The organism is Enterobacter sp. JUb54 (assembly GCF_014298075.1).
Taxonomy (GTDB): Bacteria; Pseudomonadota; Gammaproteobacteria; order Enterobacterales; family Enterobacteriaceae; genus Klebsiella; species Klebsiella lignicola.
Genome location: NZ_CP060418.1, coordinates 4,010,049 through 4,026,328, shown reverse-complemented (window position 1 = coordinate 4,026,328; position 16,280 = coordinate 4,010,049). Strand labels below are relative to the sequence as shown.

Annotated in this window: 15 protein-coding genes and 1 other annotated feature; of the genes, 2 read left to right on the top strand and 13 right to left on the bottom strand. The window is 56.3% G+C overall.

Annotated elements, in window-relative coordinates; translation table 11 throughout:
* Positions 1 to 17: 17 nt before the first annotated feature.
* On the bottom strand, positions 18 to 1,340 hold the full coding sequence (locus HF679_RS18530) for a 6-phospho-alpha-glucosidase (protein ID WP_154144387.1): 1,323 nt from the start codon (positions 1,338 to 1,340) through the stop codon (positions 18 to 20).
* Positions 1,337 to 2,959 carry an alpha-glucoside-specific PTS transporter subunit IIBC gene (locus HF679_RS18525; protein ID WP_123757006.1) on the bottom strand — a complete coding sequence of 541 codons (1,623 nt, stop codon included), beginning with the start codon at positions 2,957 to 2,959 and terminating at the stop codon, positions 1,337 to 1,339. The genes HF679_RS18530 and HF679_RS18525 overlap by 4 nt, the downstream gene beginning before the upstream one ends.
* A 298-nt stretch (positions 2,960 to 3,257) precedes the next feature.
* Between HF679_RS18525 and HF679_RS18520 the strand changes: the two genes are divergently transcribed.
* Positions 3,258 to 4,004, top strand: coding sequence for a GntR family transcriptional regulator (locus HF679_RS18520; RefSeq protein WP_123757005.1), 747 nt, complete (start codon positions 3,258 to 3,260; stop codon positions 4,002 to 4,004).
* Here HF679_RS18520 and HF679_RS18515 read toward each other — a convergent pair.
* The 3 genes from HF679_RS18515 to ibpA all read right to left on the bottom strand — a co-directional run bounded on the left by HF679_RS18515 (position 3,972) and on the right by ibpA (position 6,787).
* Entirely contained in the window at positions 3,972 to 5,633 is a 1,662-nt protein-coding gene (locus tag HF679_RS18515; RefSeq protein WP_123757004.1) for a putative transporter, read from the bottom strand. The two genes, HF679_RS18520 and HF679_RS18515, sit on opposite strands and share 33 nt — an antisense overlap.
* Before the next feature lie 191 nt (positions 5,634 to 5,824).
* On the bottom strand, positions 5,825 to 6,253 hold the full coding sequence (gene ibpB / locus HF679_RS18510) for a small heat shock chaperone IbpB (RefSeq protein ID WP_123757003.1): 429 nt from the start codon (positions 6,251 to 6,253) through the stop codon (positions 5,825 to 5,827).
* A 120-nt stretch (positions 6,254 to 6,373) separates the two neighbouring features.
* Positions 6,374 to 6,787 carry a small heat shock chaperone IbpA gene (ibpA, locus tag HF679_RS18505; RefSeq protein WP_123757002.1) on the bottom strand — a complete coding sequence of 138 codons (414 nt, stop codon included), beginning with the start codon at positions 6,785 to 6,787 and terminating at the stop codon, positions 6,374 to 6,376.
* Positions 6,781 to 6,854 (bottom strand) — a sequence feature (ROSE (Repression Of Heat Shock gene Expression) occurs in the 5'-region of heat shock genes and acts as an RNA thermometer to modulate expression.). It overlaps the preceding gene by 7 nt.
* Before the next feature lie 243 nt (positions 6,855 to 7,097).
* Between ibpA and HF679_RS18500 the strand changes: the two genes are divergently transcribed.
* Complete coding sequence (locus tag HF679_RS18500; RefSeq protein WP_123757001.1) at positions 7,098 to 7,430, top strand: YceK/YidQ family lipoprotein; 333 nt, start codon at positions 7,098 to 7,100, stop codon at positions 7,428 to 7,430.
* Between the two features lies 1 nt (position 7,431).
* Here HF679_RS18500 and HF679_RS18495 read toward each other — a convergent pair whose 3' ends face one another.
* The 8 genes from HF679_RS18495 to yidA all read right to left on the bottom strand — a co-directional run bounded on the left by HF679_RS18495 (position 7,432) and on the right by yidA (position 16,174).
* Positions 7,432 to 8,658, bottom strand: coding sequence for a DUF3748 domain-containing protein (locus HF679_RS18495; RefSeq protein WP_187042279.1), 1,227 nt, complete (start codon positions 8,656 to 8,658; stop codon positions 7,432 to 7,434).
* Positions 8,659 to 8,832: 174 nt separating this feature from the next.
* A complete protein-coding gene (locus HF679_RS18490) occupies positions 8,833 to 10,170 on the bottom strand; it encodes an MFS transporter (protein ID WP_123757374.1) in 1,338 nt (445 codons plus the stop codon).
* A gap of 174 nt (positions 10,171 to 10,344) precedes the next feature.
* Positions 10,345 to 11,493: a galactonate dehydratase gene (dgoD, locus tag HF679_RS18485; RefSeq protein ID WP_123756999.1), complete on the bottom strand. Its 1,149-nt coding sequence runs from the start codon at positions 11,491 to 11,493 to the stop codon at positions 10,345 to 10,347.
* Positions 11,490 to 12,107 carry a 2-dehydro-3-deoxy-6-phosphogalactonate aldolase gene (locus HF679_RS18480; protein ID WP_123756998.1) on the bottom strand — a complete coding sequence of 206 codons (618 nt, stop codon included), beginning with the start codon at positions 12,105 to 12,107 and terminating at the stop codon, positions 11,490 to 11,492. Before HF679_RS18480 ends, dgoD begins: the two co-directional genes overlap by 4 nt.
* A gap of 26 nt (positions 12,108 to 12,133) precedes the next feature.
* Complete coding sequence (locus tag HF679_RS18475; RefSeq protein WP_123756997.1) at positions 12,134 to 13,033, bottom strand: 2-dehydro-3-deoxygalactonokinase; 900 nt, start codon at positions 13,031 to 13,033, stop codon at positions 12,134 to 12,136.
* Positions 13,030 to 13,719: a D-galactonate utilization transcriptional regulator DgoR gene (gene dgoR / locus HF679_RS18470; RefSeq protein WP_123756996.1), complete on the bottom strand. Its 690-nt coding sequence runs from the start codon at positions 13,717 to 13,719 to the stop codon at positions 13,030 to 13,032. The genes HF679_RS18475 and dgoR overlap by 4 nt, the downstream gene beginning before the upstream one ends.
* A 233-nt stretch (positions 13,720 to 13,952) precedes the next feature.
* Positions 13,953 to 15,083 carry a BamA/TamA family outer membrane protein gene (locus HF679_RS18465; RefSeq protein ID WP_187043067.1) on the bottom strand — a complete coding sequence of 377 codons (1,131 nt, stop codon included), beginning with the start codon at positions 15,081 to 15,083 and terminating at the stop codon, positions 13,953 to 13,955.
* A gap of 278 nt (positions 15,084 to 15,361) precedes the next feature.
* Entirely contained in the window at positions 15,362 to 16,174 is an 813-nt protein-coding gene (yidA, locus tag HF679_RS18460; protein WP_123756995.1) for a sugar-phosphatase, read from the bottom strand.
* Between the last annotated feature and the right edge of the window lie 106 nt (positions 16,175 to 16,280).

Sequence of the window (16,280 nt, the reverse complement as noted above, 5' to 3'; positions counted from 1 at the left end):
CGGTTGGCGTGGGAGGGTTAGTGCAGTTCCGGCCAGTAGTCTTTGTTGGCTTCGATCATGTCGTCGAGAATCGCTTTAGCGACGGAAGCGCTCGGCACGGTTTTCGACAGCGTAATCGCCTGCCACAGTTTGTGGTAGGAGCGATGCTCCCAGGCATCAACCACCAGTTTCTCTACCGCGACCTGCTGGCTCATCATCCCTTTCTGGAAGTTCGGGATATCGCCGACGGTCAGCGGTTCCGGGCCGTTGTGGCCGACCAGGCACGGAATCTCCACCATCGCATCGGCGTCAAAGTTATGGATAGCGCCATTGTTCGGCACAATCAGCAGCATGCGCTCCTGGGTGTTGAAGGCAATGGCGGTCGCCAAATCCACAATGTAGGAGGCGTGCTCATCGATCTCCAGGTCGCCGGCGGAAGACTGACCCGCGGCAATAATCGAGCGGCAGGCGCTGAAGACATTTTTCTCACGGTGATCCATCACCTCGTTAGCACGGGTACGCGCCGGGTTGGAGTGCTCGACGACGTAATCCGGGAACAGGTAGTACTTCAGGTAGGTGTTCGGCATGGTGTCCGGATCCAGCGCCTGTACATCTTTGGCCTTGGCGAAGGTGTCGTTCCAGCTGGCCTCGGTGTGCGGATCGTTAGATGGCGGAACATAGCCAAATTTCGCCACATGTTCCCGCAGTTTCGGCATCAAATCGTTCCCTTGCAGGTCTTCAATTGAGGTCCACCAACCGAAGTGGTTCAGGCCGTAGTAGCGCACGCGCATCTGTTTACGGTCTTTCAGGCCGACGATTTGCGCCATCCGCCCTTCAATGCCGATCGGCATATCGCAGATATTGAGGATTTTCGCATTCGGACGCAGACGACGGGTGGCTTCCGCCACGATAGCTGCCGGGTTGGAATAGTTCAGCATCCACGCGTTCGGCGAATATTTTTGCATATAGTCCACCAGCTCCAGTACGCCGCCGATAGAGCGCATCCCGTAAGCGATACCGCCAGGTCCGCAGGTCTCCTGGCCCAGTACGCCGTGGCGCAGCGGGATCTTCTCATCTTTTTCACGCATCGGATATTTGCCGACGCGGATATGCGCCATCACAAAATCGACATCGGTAAAGGCCGCCTGCGGGTCGGTGGTGTAGCTGAATTCGATATCCGGCGCCTGCTCTTTGAGGATCACCTTACACGCTTCGGCGATGGTCTCCTGACGCGCGCCGTCGTTGTCATAAAATTTCAGTGCCCGCAGCGGAAAACGGTCCTGGTTTGCTAACAACATCAAAACGATACCCGGAGTGAAGGTACTGCCGCCGCCTGCGATAACAACTGAGAATTTTTTCATGATACTGCCTCCGTCATGGTGGTGTGTTCGGTCTGTAGAGATTCTTTCATCAGGGATTCCAGCTGGTCGCGCACCTGGGGAACATGCAGGCCAACGATGACCTGAATCCCGTTGCCGCGCCGCACGACCCCGTGCGCGCCCAGCGCTTTAAAGACGTCGTCGCTTTGTGTTTTCGCCATATCAACCAGCGTGATACGCAGCCGGGTGGCACAGTTGTTGACGCTTTCGATGTTGCTCGCGCCGCCCAGCGCCTGCAGGAAACCTGCGGCCTGGCCTAATTTGGATTCCGTCGCGCCTGCCGCGCTGGTCTTGCCGCGCGCCGCCTGATAATCCGCTTTGCTGTAGAGTTTGATTTCGCTCTCTTCGCGGCCCGGGGTCTTCAGGTTGAAATGCAGGATCAGGCTGCGGAAGATAACGAAGTAGATCGCGGTGAAGCACACCCCGATACCGATCTGGATGAACATCATCGAAGCGTGGTTGTGGAACATCGGGATCCAGTTTTGCGGCAGGAACTGGTCCAGCAGACCGCCGCCAAAGTTGCCGACGACCCCGCACATATACATCACCGTTGCCATGGTCGCGGCCAGCACCGCATGGACAGCAAACAGCAGTGGAGAGATAAACAGGAAGGTGAACTCCAGCGGCTCGGTAATCCCCACCAGCATCGCGGTCAGCGTCGCCGGGATCAGCAGGCCGGCCACCTTGACGCGGTTTTCAGGTGCGGCGGTAAAGTAGAGCGCCAACGCAATCCCGACGGAACCAAAGACTTTGGAGTTGCCATGCAGGGCGAAGCCGCCTTCCGGGAACAGGGCTTTCAGCGGTTCAGTGCTCTGGCTGAATTCCTGCAGATGTTGCGCCCAGTACACCTGGATGCCGCCTTCCACCACCGCCGGGCCGAAAATAAACGGTCCGTAGACAAAGTGATGCAGGCCGGTTGGGATCAGAATACGCTCAAGGAAAATATAGACCCAGACTCCCAGCGCCCCGGCTGAGCGTAAAAATGCCTGCAGAGACTCAATGCCCATCTGCACTTTTGGCCAACCCAATAACGTTAACCAGGCGCAGGGGATCATCGCCAGGAAGGCCACAATGACGACAAACGAGGAGCCCTGGAAAATACCGAGGAAAACCGGCAGCGGTTTATCAAAATAGCGGTTATGGAGTGCCGTGACGATCCCGGAAATAACGATCGCACCGATAATACTGGTATCCAGTGTTTTAATACCGGCGATCATCGTCAGGCCGCTTCCGGCGGTCGGGTCAGCCGTAAAGTCGACGCCGAAAAAATGCCCCCAGGTCATCCCCATGGCATTAATGAAGTAGTTCCAGGTCAGGAAACTCACCAGTACCGCCAGACAGGCGCGGCCCTGAGCCTGCTTTGCAAGACCAATGGGTAAGCCAACGGCAAAAATCAGCGGCATATTACGAAATACAGTCCAGCCGCCTTCTTCAATAATGTGAACAATTTGCGCAAATAAACTATCAGGAGCGGTCAGCGCTTCACCGACGAACATCGGGTTGCGCAGCATAATGGCAATACCGACCACGATCCCGGCGAAAGGAAAGAGTAAAACCGGGGTAAACATGGCGCCGCCAAAACGTTGTATTTGACTGAGCATTTTAAAATCCTCATAGAGCAACCAGTAGGGTAAGAGGCCTTATTTGTCTTGAGTATCGGCCTAAAGCGAGAATAGGAATTTACTGGACTGGCGACATGCAATGGCGCTGCGATTCGTGATCGCTTTCATGGTTTTAATTACAGCAATGTTGTCTACTTTTGGTGTTAAAAATAGACATGATGAATAACGCTGACCATCGCTTTGGGGACGCCACTTCATAGCATGCTGTATTACGTGTGTTTTTCGACCACTTCTATCCATTCACACACCGTTAAAAAAGCGGGACAGAGGTCTACTGGTGATCTACAAATCTATTGCAGACAGATTGCGCCTTCGGCTGAATTCCTCCGATTTCAATATCGGCAGTCCGCTTCCGGGTGAGAAAAAGCTGGCGGAAGAGTTCGGCGTGGCGCGGATGACCATCCGTAAGGCAATCGAGCTGCTGATTAGCTGGGGGCTGGTGGTGCGGCGTCATGGCTCAGGGACCTATGTCGCCCGCAAAGACGTGCACCACGAGACCACCAACCTCACCGGGCTTGCCGAAGTGCTGCATAAACAGGGGAAAGAGGTGGTGAGCCAGGTGTTGATCTTCGAAGTGATGCCGGCGCCACCGGCTATCGCCAGCCAGCTGCGCATCCAGATTAACGAGCGGATCTACTTCTCGCGCCGGGTGCGCTACGTGGACGGAAAACCGCTGATGCTGGAGGACAGCTATATGCCGGTCAAACTGTTCCGCAACCTGTCGCTAATCCACCTGGAGGGCTCGAAATTTGATTACATTGAGAAAGAGTGCGGGATCACCATCAGCGGTAACTACGAGAGCCTGACGCCGGTCCTCGCCGACAAGCAGCTGGCCCGGTCGATGAACGTGCAGGAGCAGACGCCGCTGCTGCGTATTACCTCCCTGTCTTATAGCGATAGCGGCGAGTTTCTCAACTATTCGGTGATGTTCCGTAACGCCAGCGAATATCAGGTGGACTACCATCTGCGGCGCGCCCACCTGGATACCCCGCTAACTCATCCCCCAGAACAACACGGCCAGTAGCTGCGGCGTGATAATGCGTAAAAACATCACCAGCGGGTAGACCGTGGCATAAGACAGCGCCGCCGCGCCGCTGGTGGCGTGCAGGTTGTTGGCGAAAGCCAGCGCCGGCGGGTCGGTCATCGAACCGGCCAGCATGCCGCACAGGGTCAGATAGTTCATCTTCATCAGCAATCGCGCCAGGATCCCCACCGTCAGCAGCGGTATGGCGGTAATAAAAATGCCGTAGGCAATCCAGCTGACCCCGTCGCCTTCCGTCAGCGTGGCGACAAAATCGCCGCCGGACTTCAGCCCAACCACCGCGAGGAACAGCACGATCCCCAGTTCACGCAGCGCCAGGTTGGCGCTCGGCGGCATAAACCAGTAGAGCTTGCCGATGCTGCCGATTCGCCCGAGGATCAGCGCCATAATCAGCGGCCCGCCGGCCAGCCCCAGCTTCAACGCCACCGGGAAGCCGGGAATAAACAGCGGCACTGAGCCAAGCAGCACCCCCAGACCGATGCCGATAAAGACCGGCAGCATCTGCACCTGCTGCAGTTTTTGCTGGGCGTTGCCCAGTTCGGCGGCCACCGCGTCAATCGCTTCCGGGCGTCCCACCAGGTTGAGGATATCGCCAAACTGCAGGCTGGCATTGCTGCTGGCCACCAGCTCCACCCCGGCACGATTGAGGCGCGAAATCACCACGTCATAGCGCTGTTTAAAATGCAGGTCGCGGATTCGCTTGCCTAGCACTTTCTCGTTGGTCACCACCACCCGTTCAACTTTCAGGTCGGTACCACGGGTTGAAAGGGAAGTTGCCACTTCCATCCCGATGACCAGCTGCGCGTTGTGTAAATCCGCCGGGTGCCCCACCAGGTGCAGGAGGTCGCCGGTCTGAATGAGGGTGGTCGGCGCGGGCACCATCAGCAGCTCATCGCGCTTGAGGCGAGAGCAAATCAGCTTGTCGCTATTGAGCATCGGCACGTCCTGAATCGCCATATTGTTCAGGTTGGGGTTCTCAACGCGGACGTTGATGGTTTGCAGCGCCGAGTGGCCGTTTCCGCTGCTTTCATCAAACTGTTGGGCCTCTTTTTCAACGTTAATGCGAAAGAACAGGCGCACCAGCCACATGGTCAGCAAAATCCCGCAGATGCCGAACGGATAGGCCATGGCGTAGCTCATCCCCATCTGATCGACCACGTCGAACGGTACGCCCAGGTCGCGCAGAATCTGCTGCCCGGCCCCGAGCGCAGGGGTGTTGGTCACCGCGCCGGAGAAAATCCCCAGCACCACCGGCAGCGGGATCTGAAAAAGCTTGTGCAGTATGGCGGTGACCAGCCCGCCGAGGATGACAATCAGGATAGCGAAGAGGTTAAGCCGCAGCCCGGAGACGCGAAGCGAGGCGAAGAACCCCGGCCCCACCTGAATACCGATGGTATAGACGAAGAGGATCAGGCCAAATTCCTGGATGAAGTGGAGCATCGGGTTGCTGAGGGCAATCCCCGCCTGATCCACAAAGTGGCCAACGATAATGCCGCCAAATAGCACACCGCCAATCCCAAACCCGACGCCGCGGATTTTGACACTGCCGATCCACAACCCGACAACCGCCACCAGCGCCAGTACGCTGACGGTCAATGCTATATCACTCATCGCCTGCTCCCTGTGAATAACACCATCAACATCAGGGATTATGGCCTAAGCCTCAGGGTCTGTATGCAGCCTGGCGCACAATAATCAGCGGGTCATCGGAACGACGTAGCGCGCTGGCTTAATCGTGAATCTTCGGGATTAGCGTGCAAAAAAAAGCCCCGAGAATCGGGGCTTTATAGGAAATGGTCGTATTAGCTGTTGAGTGCCGGGCGCTCGCTAATCGCGATGCGCTGCGGGATAACCACTTCCGGCTCGTTACGGGTTAACTCAATGTGCAGCAGCCCGTTATTGAACGTGGCGCCGGAGACTTCCATATTTTCTGCCAGGGTGAAGCTCAGGCTAAAGGCCTGGCTGACCAGCCCTTGATGCAGCCATTTTGTCTCTTTGTCAGCCTGCTGCGGCGTCCCTTTGACGCTCAGACGCGTGCCTTCCAGCTGAATATCCAGATCTTCCTGACGGAACCCTGCCAGCGCAAGGGTGATGCGATAGTGGTTATCGTCACTTTTTTCAATGTTGTACGGCGGGAAGCTCTGGCTTTCGCTGGTGGTTTGAAGCGCGTTGGCCAGTTTGTCAAAACCGATCCATTGACGCAGCAGCGGGGATAAATCGTAGTTACGCATAGGTGTTTCTCCTTCTAAGAAGCGAGTGAATATCTGCAAATCCCGTGGATTCGCATGTGCCCCCTGACGGCAGGCATATTTGGGTTGTTATCAGGCCGCAGCGCGTGCGGCCCAAACGACTTAGTTAATTTCGATACGACGCGGTTTGTCCGCTTCTGGGATCACGCGTTCCAGTTCGATGTACAGCAGGCCATTTACCAGGTTTGCGCCGCGGATATGGATGTTTTCCGCGATCTGGAATTTGCGCTCAAAGTTGCGCTCCGCAATGCCCTGATAAAGATAGGTCCGCTCTTTCTGCTCGTCCGCGTGGGCGCCTTTGACAATCAGCAGATTATCCTGCGCGGTGATCTCCAGTTCGCTCTCGGCGAAACCGGCCACGGCGATAGCAATGCGGTAATGGTTTTCATCTACCAGCTCAACGTTGTACGGAGGGTAGCCGCCATTGCTCTGGCTCTGATTGTTTTCTAACAGATTGAAAAGGCGGTCAAAACCAATAGCAGAACGATACAGCGGAGAGAGATCGAAATTACGCATAACAAATAGCTCCTGAAATCAGCGAGAGTGGTTGACCTTCCATCATGGACAGGTCGTTATTACCCGGAATACCCCGCAGGCGTACTCCTCATCGGGTTACATTCTTAAAATGTGGTTTATCCCGACGTTTTCAAGCGCGTTAAACCAATTTTTTTTGCAGTTTCCTGCTGATTGCTTAGACTGGGTGGAAAGCACAAAAGGCAAAATGCGATGGCTGCCACAGTGCAGCGCAATAACGCTAGGCATTCTCGGGATGGCTCGATATAACCGATGTGAAGGTTATCTCAATGCCCGACACTACGATGGAAGAATGATGAAAAGCGGTCTGTTAAAGCTGTTACTGTTCAGCGGAGTTGTGGGTTTAGGCGGTTGCTCCAGCGTGATGTCACATACCGGCGGCAAGGAAGGCACCTATCCGGGAACCCGTGCCAGCGCGCAGATGCTGGGTAACGAAGATGCCAACTGGGGAACCAAATCCCTGGTGGTACTGGATATGCCCTTCACTGCAGTGATGGACACCTTGCTGTTGCCGTGGGACATGTTCCGCACCGATAGCTCGATAAAATCGCGCGTGGAAAAAAGTGAGAAAGCGACGCTGGCGACCAACTCAGTGATCCCGCCAGCGGACATGCCATTACCCTGATCTAAAACGCGACCTCAGTTATCCACAGCTGACGATAGCCGCCCGTCTCCTGCATCCAGGCAAGATGCTTCCCGTCCGGTGAAAACACCACAGCATCTGCTGACGGTGGGTTTTCATGATCGGCAGTCAAAAATGAGATTTCCCCACTTTGGGCATGACAGATAGCCACGCGGTTATCCAGCACGAACCCCAGCCATTCCCCTGACGGGTGCCAGTTAAAGGCCGACTGAATGTCATTCACGTTATGGGTGAGCTGACGCAGATTGTCGCCCTGCGGCGAAATCAGCCACAGCTGAACCACTCCCGCCTGATCCCGCATCAAAAAGGCTATCTGCGTCGCCTGCGGATTGGCCCGTACCCAATGTCGCGGCGTCGTGGCCAGCCCCGGATAGCGGCGCTGATGAGTAAAGGTTAAACGGCGTTGCATCACCCCGGCTGGCGGGGCCGGCAGAGTGGCGTCAGTGCCCGCCAGCGGCGCGTCTCCCGCCTGCTTCCAGCCCTGCTCGCTCATCGGCAATGACACAATGAACAACTCCGGAATTTTTTCGCCCTTGAGCGACAACGTATCGCCAATAAACGCCAGCGCATGGTTCCCCACCCAGCCTTCTTCATACGCACGGTTAATCTCATCGCTGCCCGGCACCGGCGTTGGCGTGGTCCGGCTCACCAGCACGCACCAGTGGCTACCGCCATACTCCCGCGGATGCTGCCCCTGAGGAATGACCGGACCATAGGGCACCGCGACGCCAACGTTGCGTAGATCCAGCGCGGCTGAGCGTTCATGAAGCACATGATCGTTATAGGTAAAGCTCACCGCTTGTCCGTCCGGGCTGTAAACATGGACGTGGCTGCCGCCGCGCAACGCGCCGGGCGTATAGGGGGCGGTGATATCCATCGCGTCAAGATTGTGCGTCTCTCCCTGAGACGTCACCACGCCGCGACGATGGTGGAAATCGTACTGCCAGTGCTCATCCGGGTGCTCGGGGCCATGAATAAAGACATATTTATCGGCCGATGGATGTACGGTGACGACGCCAACATGGGCGCCATGGTCGGCGCGATAAAGCGTTTCGACGACGCCGGTTTGCACATTGACGCGTTCAATAGTCTCACCGGTAAAAGACGCACCTGACGGTCGAACATCAAAGACCAGCCACTGGCTATCCGCCGTCCAGGTGCGGGTATTGGTAAGCTGATGATTACGTGCAGAAAAAGTAACTTGCTTCATGGGATACCCTAAATAATTCGAGTTGCAGGAAGGCGGCAACGCAGGGGATCCCCTGGCGCTTACTCAAGTAAGTGACTGGGTGAGCGAGGACAGCCAATGCACATGCAACTTGGAGTATGACGGGTATATACCCTGATGAACAACCATCGCATCAGGGTATTGCATCGGGAAGACTTAGCCTACACGTTTAACATCGCCCACCAGCAGGATGTAGGAAAGCGCGCCGATCAGGGCAATCACCGCGATGTAGGTCAGCGCCGGGGCAAAACCGTAATCCTGTGCCAGGTAACCGATCACCAGCGGCACGGTGATGCCGCCGAGGCCACCAATAAAGTTAAATACCCCACCGGTCAGGCCAATCAGGCGCATCGGGGCCAGGGACGAAACCAGCGACCAGGTAATCGACGCAAAACCGTTACCGAAAAATGCCAGCGCCATCAGCACCATGATCCACACCGGGTCATTGGTGTAGTTCGCGCCCATAATGCAGGTCGAGATCAGCAGGCCGCAGATAATCGGCGTTTTACGCGCCACGCCCAGCGAGAAGCCTTTTTTCACCAGCCGGTCCGCCAGCCATCCTGAGAGCAGCACGCCAACAAAGGCGGCCAGGAACGGCACCGTGGTCATGAAACCGGCTTTCAGTGCGGTGATGCCTTTTTCCTGCGTCAGGTAGTTCGGGAACCAGGTCAGGAAGAACCACAGCGTGGACGCCACCGCGAACTGCCCGATATAAACTCCTACCAGCTTACGGTGGAAGACCAGCTTCCAGTCCGCTTTGGTTAACGGCTGGCGGGATGCTTTATTCACCGGCGCATCGCCATCCACCAGGCCACCGCCATCACGGATGTAATCCAGCTCAGCTTTGCTGATATTTTTGGTCTGACGCGGCGGCTGATAGACCTTAAACCAGATCAGCGACCAGATAATGCCGATGCCGCCGGTCACGATAAATACCCAGTGCCAGCTCAGCATCTCCTGAATCCAGATCAGCAGCGGAGTGAGGAACGCCAGCCCGACAAACTGCCCGGAGGTGTAAAAGCCAACGGCAGAGGCGCGTTCATGTTCCGGGAACCAGCTGGTGACCATGCGGTTATTGGTCGGGAAGGCCGGCGCTTCAAAAATCCCGGTAATCGCCCGCAGGCCAATCAGCGACATCAGACCGGTGGCAAAGCCCTGGAATAACGTCGCCACCGACCAGCCCATAATGGCGATAAAGTAGGTCAGACGCGAACCCACGCGGTCAAGGAACCAGCCGCCTGGGATCTGGCAGAGCGTATACAGCCAGGCAAAGGCCGAGAATACATAACCCATTTGCGCTTTGGTGATGCCAAATTCTTCCTGAATATGGACGGATGCCACCGCCAGATTGGCGCGGTCGACATAGCAAATAACGACGGTAATAAAGATCATAATCAGCGTCAAATAGCGGCGACGCCCGGGTTTTACAGCGGTAACTGAAATATCCATCGTAATCTGTCTCCAGATTTTGGGCATAGCGAAGCCGCTCACCATGCCCTGTAGTTTACAGAGGGTGTGTTTAAAATTTTTATTTTGCTTTCGAATGCTCTACATAGTTCACGTTGCAGGAAGGCGGCAAAATTGCAAATCCTCAGGAGCTTACATTAGTAAGTGACTGGGGTGCGCAATTGCAGCCAACACACCTGCGGCGTGAAATATGACGCGCATTTACCATTCCGCGACAGAACCATCCGCATGCCGCCACAAAGGATTACGCCAGTCCGGCGCATTTTCACTTAGCTCAATCACCCGCGCTTCATCGATCTCCACGCCAAGCCCTGGTTTCATGAGCGGTTTAAAGAAGCCGCCTTCCATGTTGAAGTCCTCTTTATTTTTTACAAAGTCGAGCAGTTCCGCGCCCTTGTTGTAGTGAATGCCCATACTCTGCTCCTGGAGGACCGCATTACGAGAGACGAAATCGATGTGCAGGCAGGCCGCCAGAGCGATCGGTCCCAACGGACAGTGTGGTGCCAGCGCCACATCGTAGGCTTCCGCCATTCCGGCAATTTTATAGCACTCGGTAATACCGCCGGCGTGCGACAGGTCCGGCTGTAAAATCGCCAGGCCGCCGGCTTCCAGCACCCGTTTAAATTCAAATCGCGAGAACATCCGTTCACCGGCAGCAATAGGAATATGGGTTTGTGCTGCCAGCTTCGGATAATATTCTGCCTGCTCCGCCAGTACCGGCTCTTCAATAAATAACGGACGATAGGGTTCCAGCTCTTTAATTAAGACTTTGGCCATTGGCGCACTGACGCGGCCATGAAAATCGAGGCCAAACTCAATATCGCTGCCGAAAGCTTCGCGAATTTGTGCGACGGTATTGACCGCAGCATCGACCGCGCGAGAATTATCGATTACGCCCATCTCTTCGCAGCCGTTTAATTTGAACGTATCAAAGCCGATGCCGCGCAGCTTTTTAATACCGTCAATGACTTCTGCAGGACGATCGCCCCCTACCCAGCTGTAGGCTTTGATTTTATCGCGCACCAGGCCGCCCATCAGCTGCCACACCGGGGCGTTCAACACCTTGCCTTTGATATCCCACAATGCCTGATCGATCCCGGCAATTGCGCTCATCAGAATCGGGCCGCCACGATAAAATCCGCCGCGGTACATCACCTGCCACAGGTCGTTAATTCGCGCCGGGTCCTGACCAATGAGATAGTCGCTCAGCTCGTGGACCGCCGCTTCAACGGTACGCGCGCGCCCTTCAATGACCGGTTCGCCCCAGCCGACCACGCCTTCATCGGTTTCGATTTTCAGGAACATCCAACGCGGAGGTAAACGGTACGTGGTGATTTTGGTTATTTTCATTGCACAGCCTCTCGATACGCTTTAACAAATGCTGTTGCCTGTTGTACGGTCCGTTCGACGGACTGCCCGGCACGATACAGATCGCTGCCCAGCCCGGCGCCGACACAGCCGGCCTTCATCCATTGCGCCAGATTCTCTGGCGTCACGCCGCCCACGGCGAACACCGGAACCTCCGGCGGTAACACGGCTTTCAGCGCCTTGATGTACTCCGGGCCAAAGGCGGATGAAGGGAACACTTTTAGCGCCTGCGCACCGGCATCCAGGGCGGTAAATGCCTCCGTCGCCGTCGCGCAGCCCGGGCAGACGGTCATGCCGTAACCCACCGCGCGGCGAATCACCTCGGCCTGAATGTTCGGCGTCACGATCAGCCGGCAGCCCATTTTTGCCAGTTCATCAACCTGCTCCGGCTGGAGCACGGTGCCTGCGCCAATCAGCGCCCGCGAACCGTAGGCCTCGACAATGGCCGGAATGCTCTGCTGCCAGCGGGGGGAATTCAGCGGGATCTCAACGGCGTCGAACCCGGCGTCGATCACCGCGCCAACGTGCGCCAATGCCTCTTCCGGCGTTACGCCGCGCAGAATTGCGATCAGCGGAAGCTTAGTTTGCCACTGCATATGCGATGCTCCTTAGTTACACAAAATCATTCCGCTGAGCGGGTCGCCAGCACCGGGGCGGACTGGATCAGGAAGCGTATGCCCGCCTGAAAGGCCGTATCGCCGTCAATGGTGGCGACATCGCGCCCCATGGCATGAAACGCCTGAGCGTAGCGGGCGGTCAGCGTCGATCCGGCAACCAGCGTTATCGCCTGCTGCCCGGCAAAGCGCTCGCTGAGGGTGGCGACTTCCGCGCCAATCAGCAGCCCGGAGAGAAACTCGCTCACCTGTTCACGCGGGAGCGCCCCCAGGACATGCGCCGCCCGCACTTCAAACAGCCGGGCCAGCAGGTCAGGCGAGGCCAGCCCGCGTTCGAGTCCGGCGTGAAATGCTTCCGGTGCCGCAACTTGCGGCGGCAGCCCGGCGCCAATCAGCGAGTGGCTCAACAGCAGGTGATGCAGTTCACCGGTCATCACGGTGCGGAAATGGTGGATTTGCTGGCGGTCGGCCTGCACCCATTTGCAGTGGGTGCCGGGCATCACATAGACAGAAGAAGGGGCAAGCGCCTGGGCCCCGAGCAGCTGGGTCTCTTCGCCACGCATGACGTTGTGGTTGTTATCTTCAGAGACGCACAGCCCGGGAATAATCCAGATATTGTCGCCAACAGCGGTTAACTGTTGGCCAATTGCCGAGAAATGAACGGGAACCGGCAGGTAGGGCGCAACCTTCCAGCCGACATTACTGCCGACCATTCCCGCCATCACTACCGGAGTGGCGCCTTCGCGCCAGTTTTCGGTTATCTCACTCAACACCGCGGCCGGGGATTTGCCATTCAGGCGAGTGACGCCTGCTTCTGATTGCCTGCTTTCCAGGCATTTTTCGCCCTGATAAAGCCAGGCGCGCAGATTGGTCGAACCCCAGTCTATTGCGATGTAGCGAGATATCATGTGATTTCCTTCAGCCTTCGTGTTGAGCTGGCGATCATGGTGAGCGCCGCCTGCTCTGCCGCTTCGCTATCCTGATGCCGGATGGCATCAAACAGCGCCTTATGTTCCTGGAGCGTTTTCGGCATATTGCCCTCATCGCCCATCCAGGTCCGTTCAAACACCGCTCGCTGTAATGAGCTGATGGCTACCGTCAGCTGCTGGAGCACCGGGTTATGGACCGATTGCAGTACCGCCTCGTGATAACGAATATCGGCTTCGTTAAACGCATCACGGTCCTGGTTATTGGCGATCATGTCGTTAAGCGCTTCTTCTATTTGCGCCAGATCGCTGGAAGTTGCCCGCTCCGCCGCCCAACGAGCGATGGCCGGCTCCACCAGGTTTCGTACTTCGCTCATGGCGCCAATCAGGCGCGGGTCATAATCGTGTTCCAGTACCCACTGCAGGACTTCGGTATCCAGGTAATTCCAGTGGTTACGCGGCGCGACAAACGCCCCGCGATAGCGTTTCATTTCAATCAGCCGTTTCGCCATCAAAGAACGAAACACTTCGCGAATGATGTTGCGCGAGGTTTCAAACTCTTCACACAGCTCGGCCTCTGCCGGCAGCGCGGAACCGGGAACGTATTTGCCCCCAACAATCTGGCGGCCCAGCGTCATGATGATGCGGTCGGTTTTGGTCAGGTTCATGGCATGTCCTTTAAGAGATGACGTCGCCTTACTTTACTCTGACTGGCGGTTTTCGCCTCACCTTTGCAGTACAAACATGACACCTTTATTTATCTGATGCGACAGATAGTAGTACCAATTGATTATGTTGTACTACAATTTAGATCACAAAAAGAACAATTGATAAGATAAAAAAACAGCGCATCGGAGAGCGCTGTCGGAGGGGACGTCAGAAGATTGGTGGGAAATGGCGGTCAGAAGGCCTCGCCGACCTGGAAGTAAAAGCCGCTGCTGCCTTTGCCAATGCCATAGTCGAGGCGGATATTCACCTTAGGTTTAAATTCAAAACGATAGCCAACGCCCGCCGTCGGTAGCCAGCGGCCATCATTAAGCGTATCGACGGACGGCCCCATCGTTCCGGCGCCCACCCAGGCAACAATGCCGTGGCGCCAGGTTAGCTGACGGCGATACTCCAGCTGCGAGCTGAATACGTTTTTATCGCGATAGCGCCCCTGATAGTAGCCGCGCATACGTTCATCGCTGCCCAGCAGCGGGAGCATGCTCCACGGCACATCGCCCTGGGTAAAGACCCCGTCGGCCTCCCAGGCCAGCACGCTTTTGTCGCTGAGCGCGGTGTAGCGGCTGTAGTGCAGATGGAATTCGTCAAATCGGGTGTCGCTCCCGAGGCCCGGCGCGTAGTGGGTATACCGCAGATCGGCGTACTGGCCCTGACGCGGGTTGGGGACAAAATCGCGGTCGTCCCAGGTTAAATCAATGCTGACGCCAGAACTGAAGACCGACGGCCCCTGAGGGGTACTTTCTATTTTCGGCAGATCTTCCCGGTCCATTTCGTCGGCATTCTGGGCCGCCAGCGACCAGCCAACCCCAAGATATACGTTGTCCACCAGCTGGCGATAGACCGTGGGGCGCAGCGTCAGCACCTGAGCGGTATATTTCTCTTTGTCGCCGTCATTATCGGCGGCGGCGAAGCCCTGACCCCAGTAGTAGGTGGGCGTATTGGCCAGCGAGCCTTCAAGAAAAATACGCCAGCGATCGTCAGCAAAAAAGGCGTAATTCTTGACGCTGACGCCGAAGGCGCCGGTAGAGCTGGCATAGCCGCTGAGCGTTAAGGTCGAGTTTTGACTGAGGGTGTCATTGGGGTCAGGCCGGTACATACCGACCACCGCGGTTCCGATCCCGAGGCCTAATTCCGGCGTATAAAACGGACCAGGCATCACGCCCCAGTCGATACCTTTGGAGGCATCAAATTTGTCGCTGGCGCCCAGCCGTTTTAGCCAGTCGTCAATCTGCTCCCGGTTAAGGGCCTGCGCCTGAACCTGCCCGATAAACGAGCATGTAATGCAACACAGAATGACGCTACGCAGCGTGCTCAACAACGATGCTCTCCAGAGATAAAAAATGGTGACGGCCAGTAAAGCAAGATAGCGTCGAATTTGAGTATAGCTGGCATCCAGCCTGACTCTTTCGGAGCAGAAATGGGGTCGTCGAACGTTAAACAGGAAAGCTTATAGAATTCGTCGTCATCAAGGGAAGGGATAAGTGCGGATTTCCCCCTTTCAGTGCAAAAAAAGGACCTAAGTGATTCATTTTACGCACCATCGGCGGGTTTTCAGGCCCGGAGCTGCCGGGCCTGAAAGTTCGGTCAGGATAATACGTACTTCTCAATCGCCCAGGCCACGCCATCTTCCAGGTTCGATTTAGTAATAAAGTTTGCAGCTTCTTTCACCGTTGGGATGGCGTTGTCCATCGCCACGCCGACGCCAGCGAACTCAATCATCGCAATGTCATTTTCCTGATCGCCAATCGCCATGATCTCGTCCTGCTTGATATTCAGCGCGTCGGCCAGCGATTTCACGCCGGTCCCTTTATTGACGCGTTTATCGAGGATTTCGAGGAAGTATGGCGCGCTTTTCAGCACGGTATATTTCTCTTTCACTTCCGCCGGGATGCGGGCAATAGCCTGGTCGAGGATCGCCGGCTCATCGATCATCATCACCTTCAGCAGCTGGATGTTCGAGTCCATATTTTCGGCTTCGCAGAAGACCAGCGGGATCGTCGCGACATAGGATTCATGCACCGTGTAGTAGCTGACATCGCGGTTGGCGGTGTACAGCGTATTGCGGTCAAGGGCATGAAAATGCGACCCCACGTCACGGGAGAGCTGCTCGAGATAGCGGTAGTCGTCATAGCTCAGCGCCGTTTGCGCCACGGTGCTGCCGTCGCTCGCTTTCTGTACCAGCGCACCGTTGTAGGTGATGCAGTAGTCTCCCGGCTGTTCCATCTGCAGTTCTTTCAGATAGCTGTGAACTCCGGCATACGGGCGCCCGGTGGTCAGTACCACATTGACGCCGCGTGCGCGTGCTGCGGCAATCGCCGCTTTCACTGCAGGAGAGATGGTATGGTCAGGCAGCAGCAGCGTGCCGTCCATATCGATTGCAATAAGTTTGATAGCCATGAGATCCCCAGGATAAATGAGTGCTACCTCATGCTAACGCGATTAAGCTCGCAAAAATAGAGCTACATTGCGCAGCAAAAACACCCCTTTTACGCCCGTCCTGGGG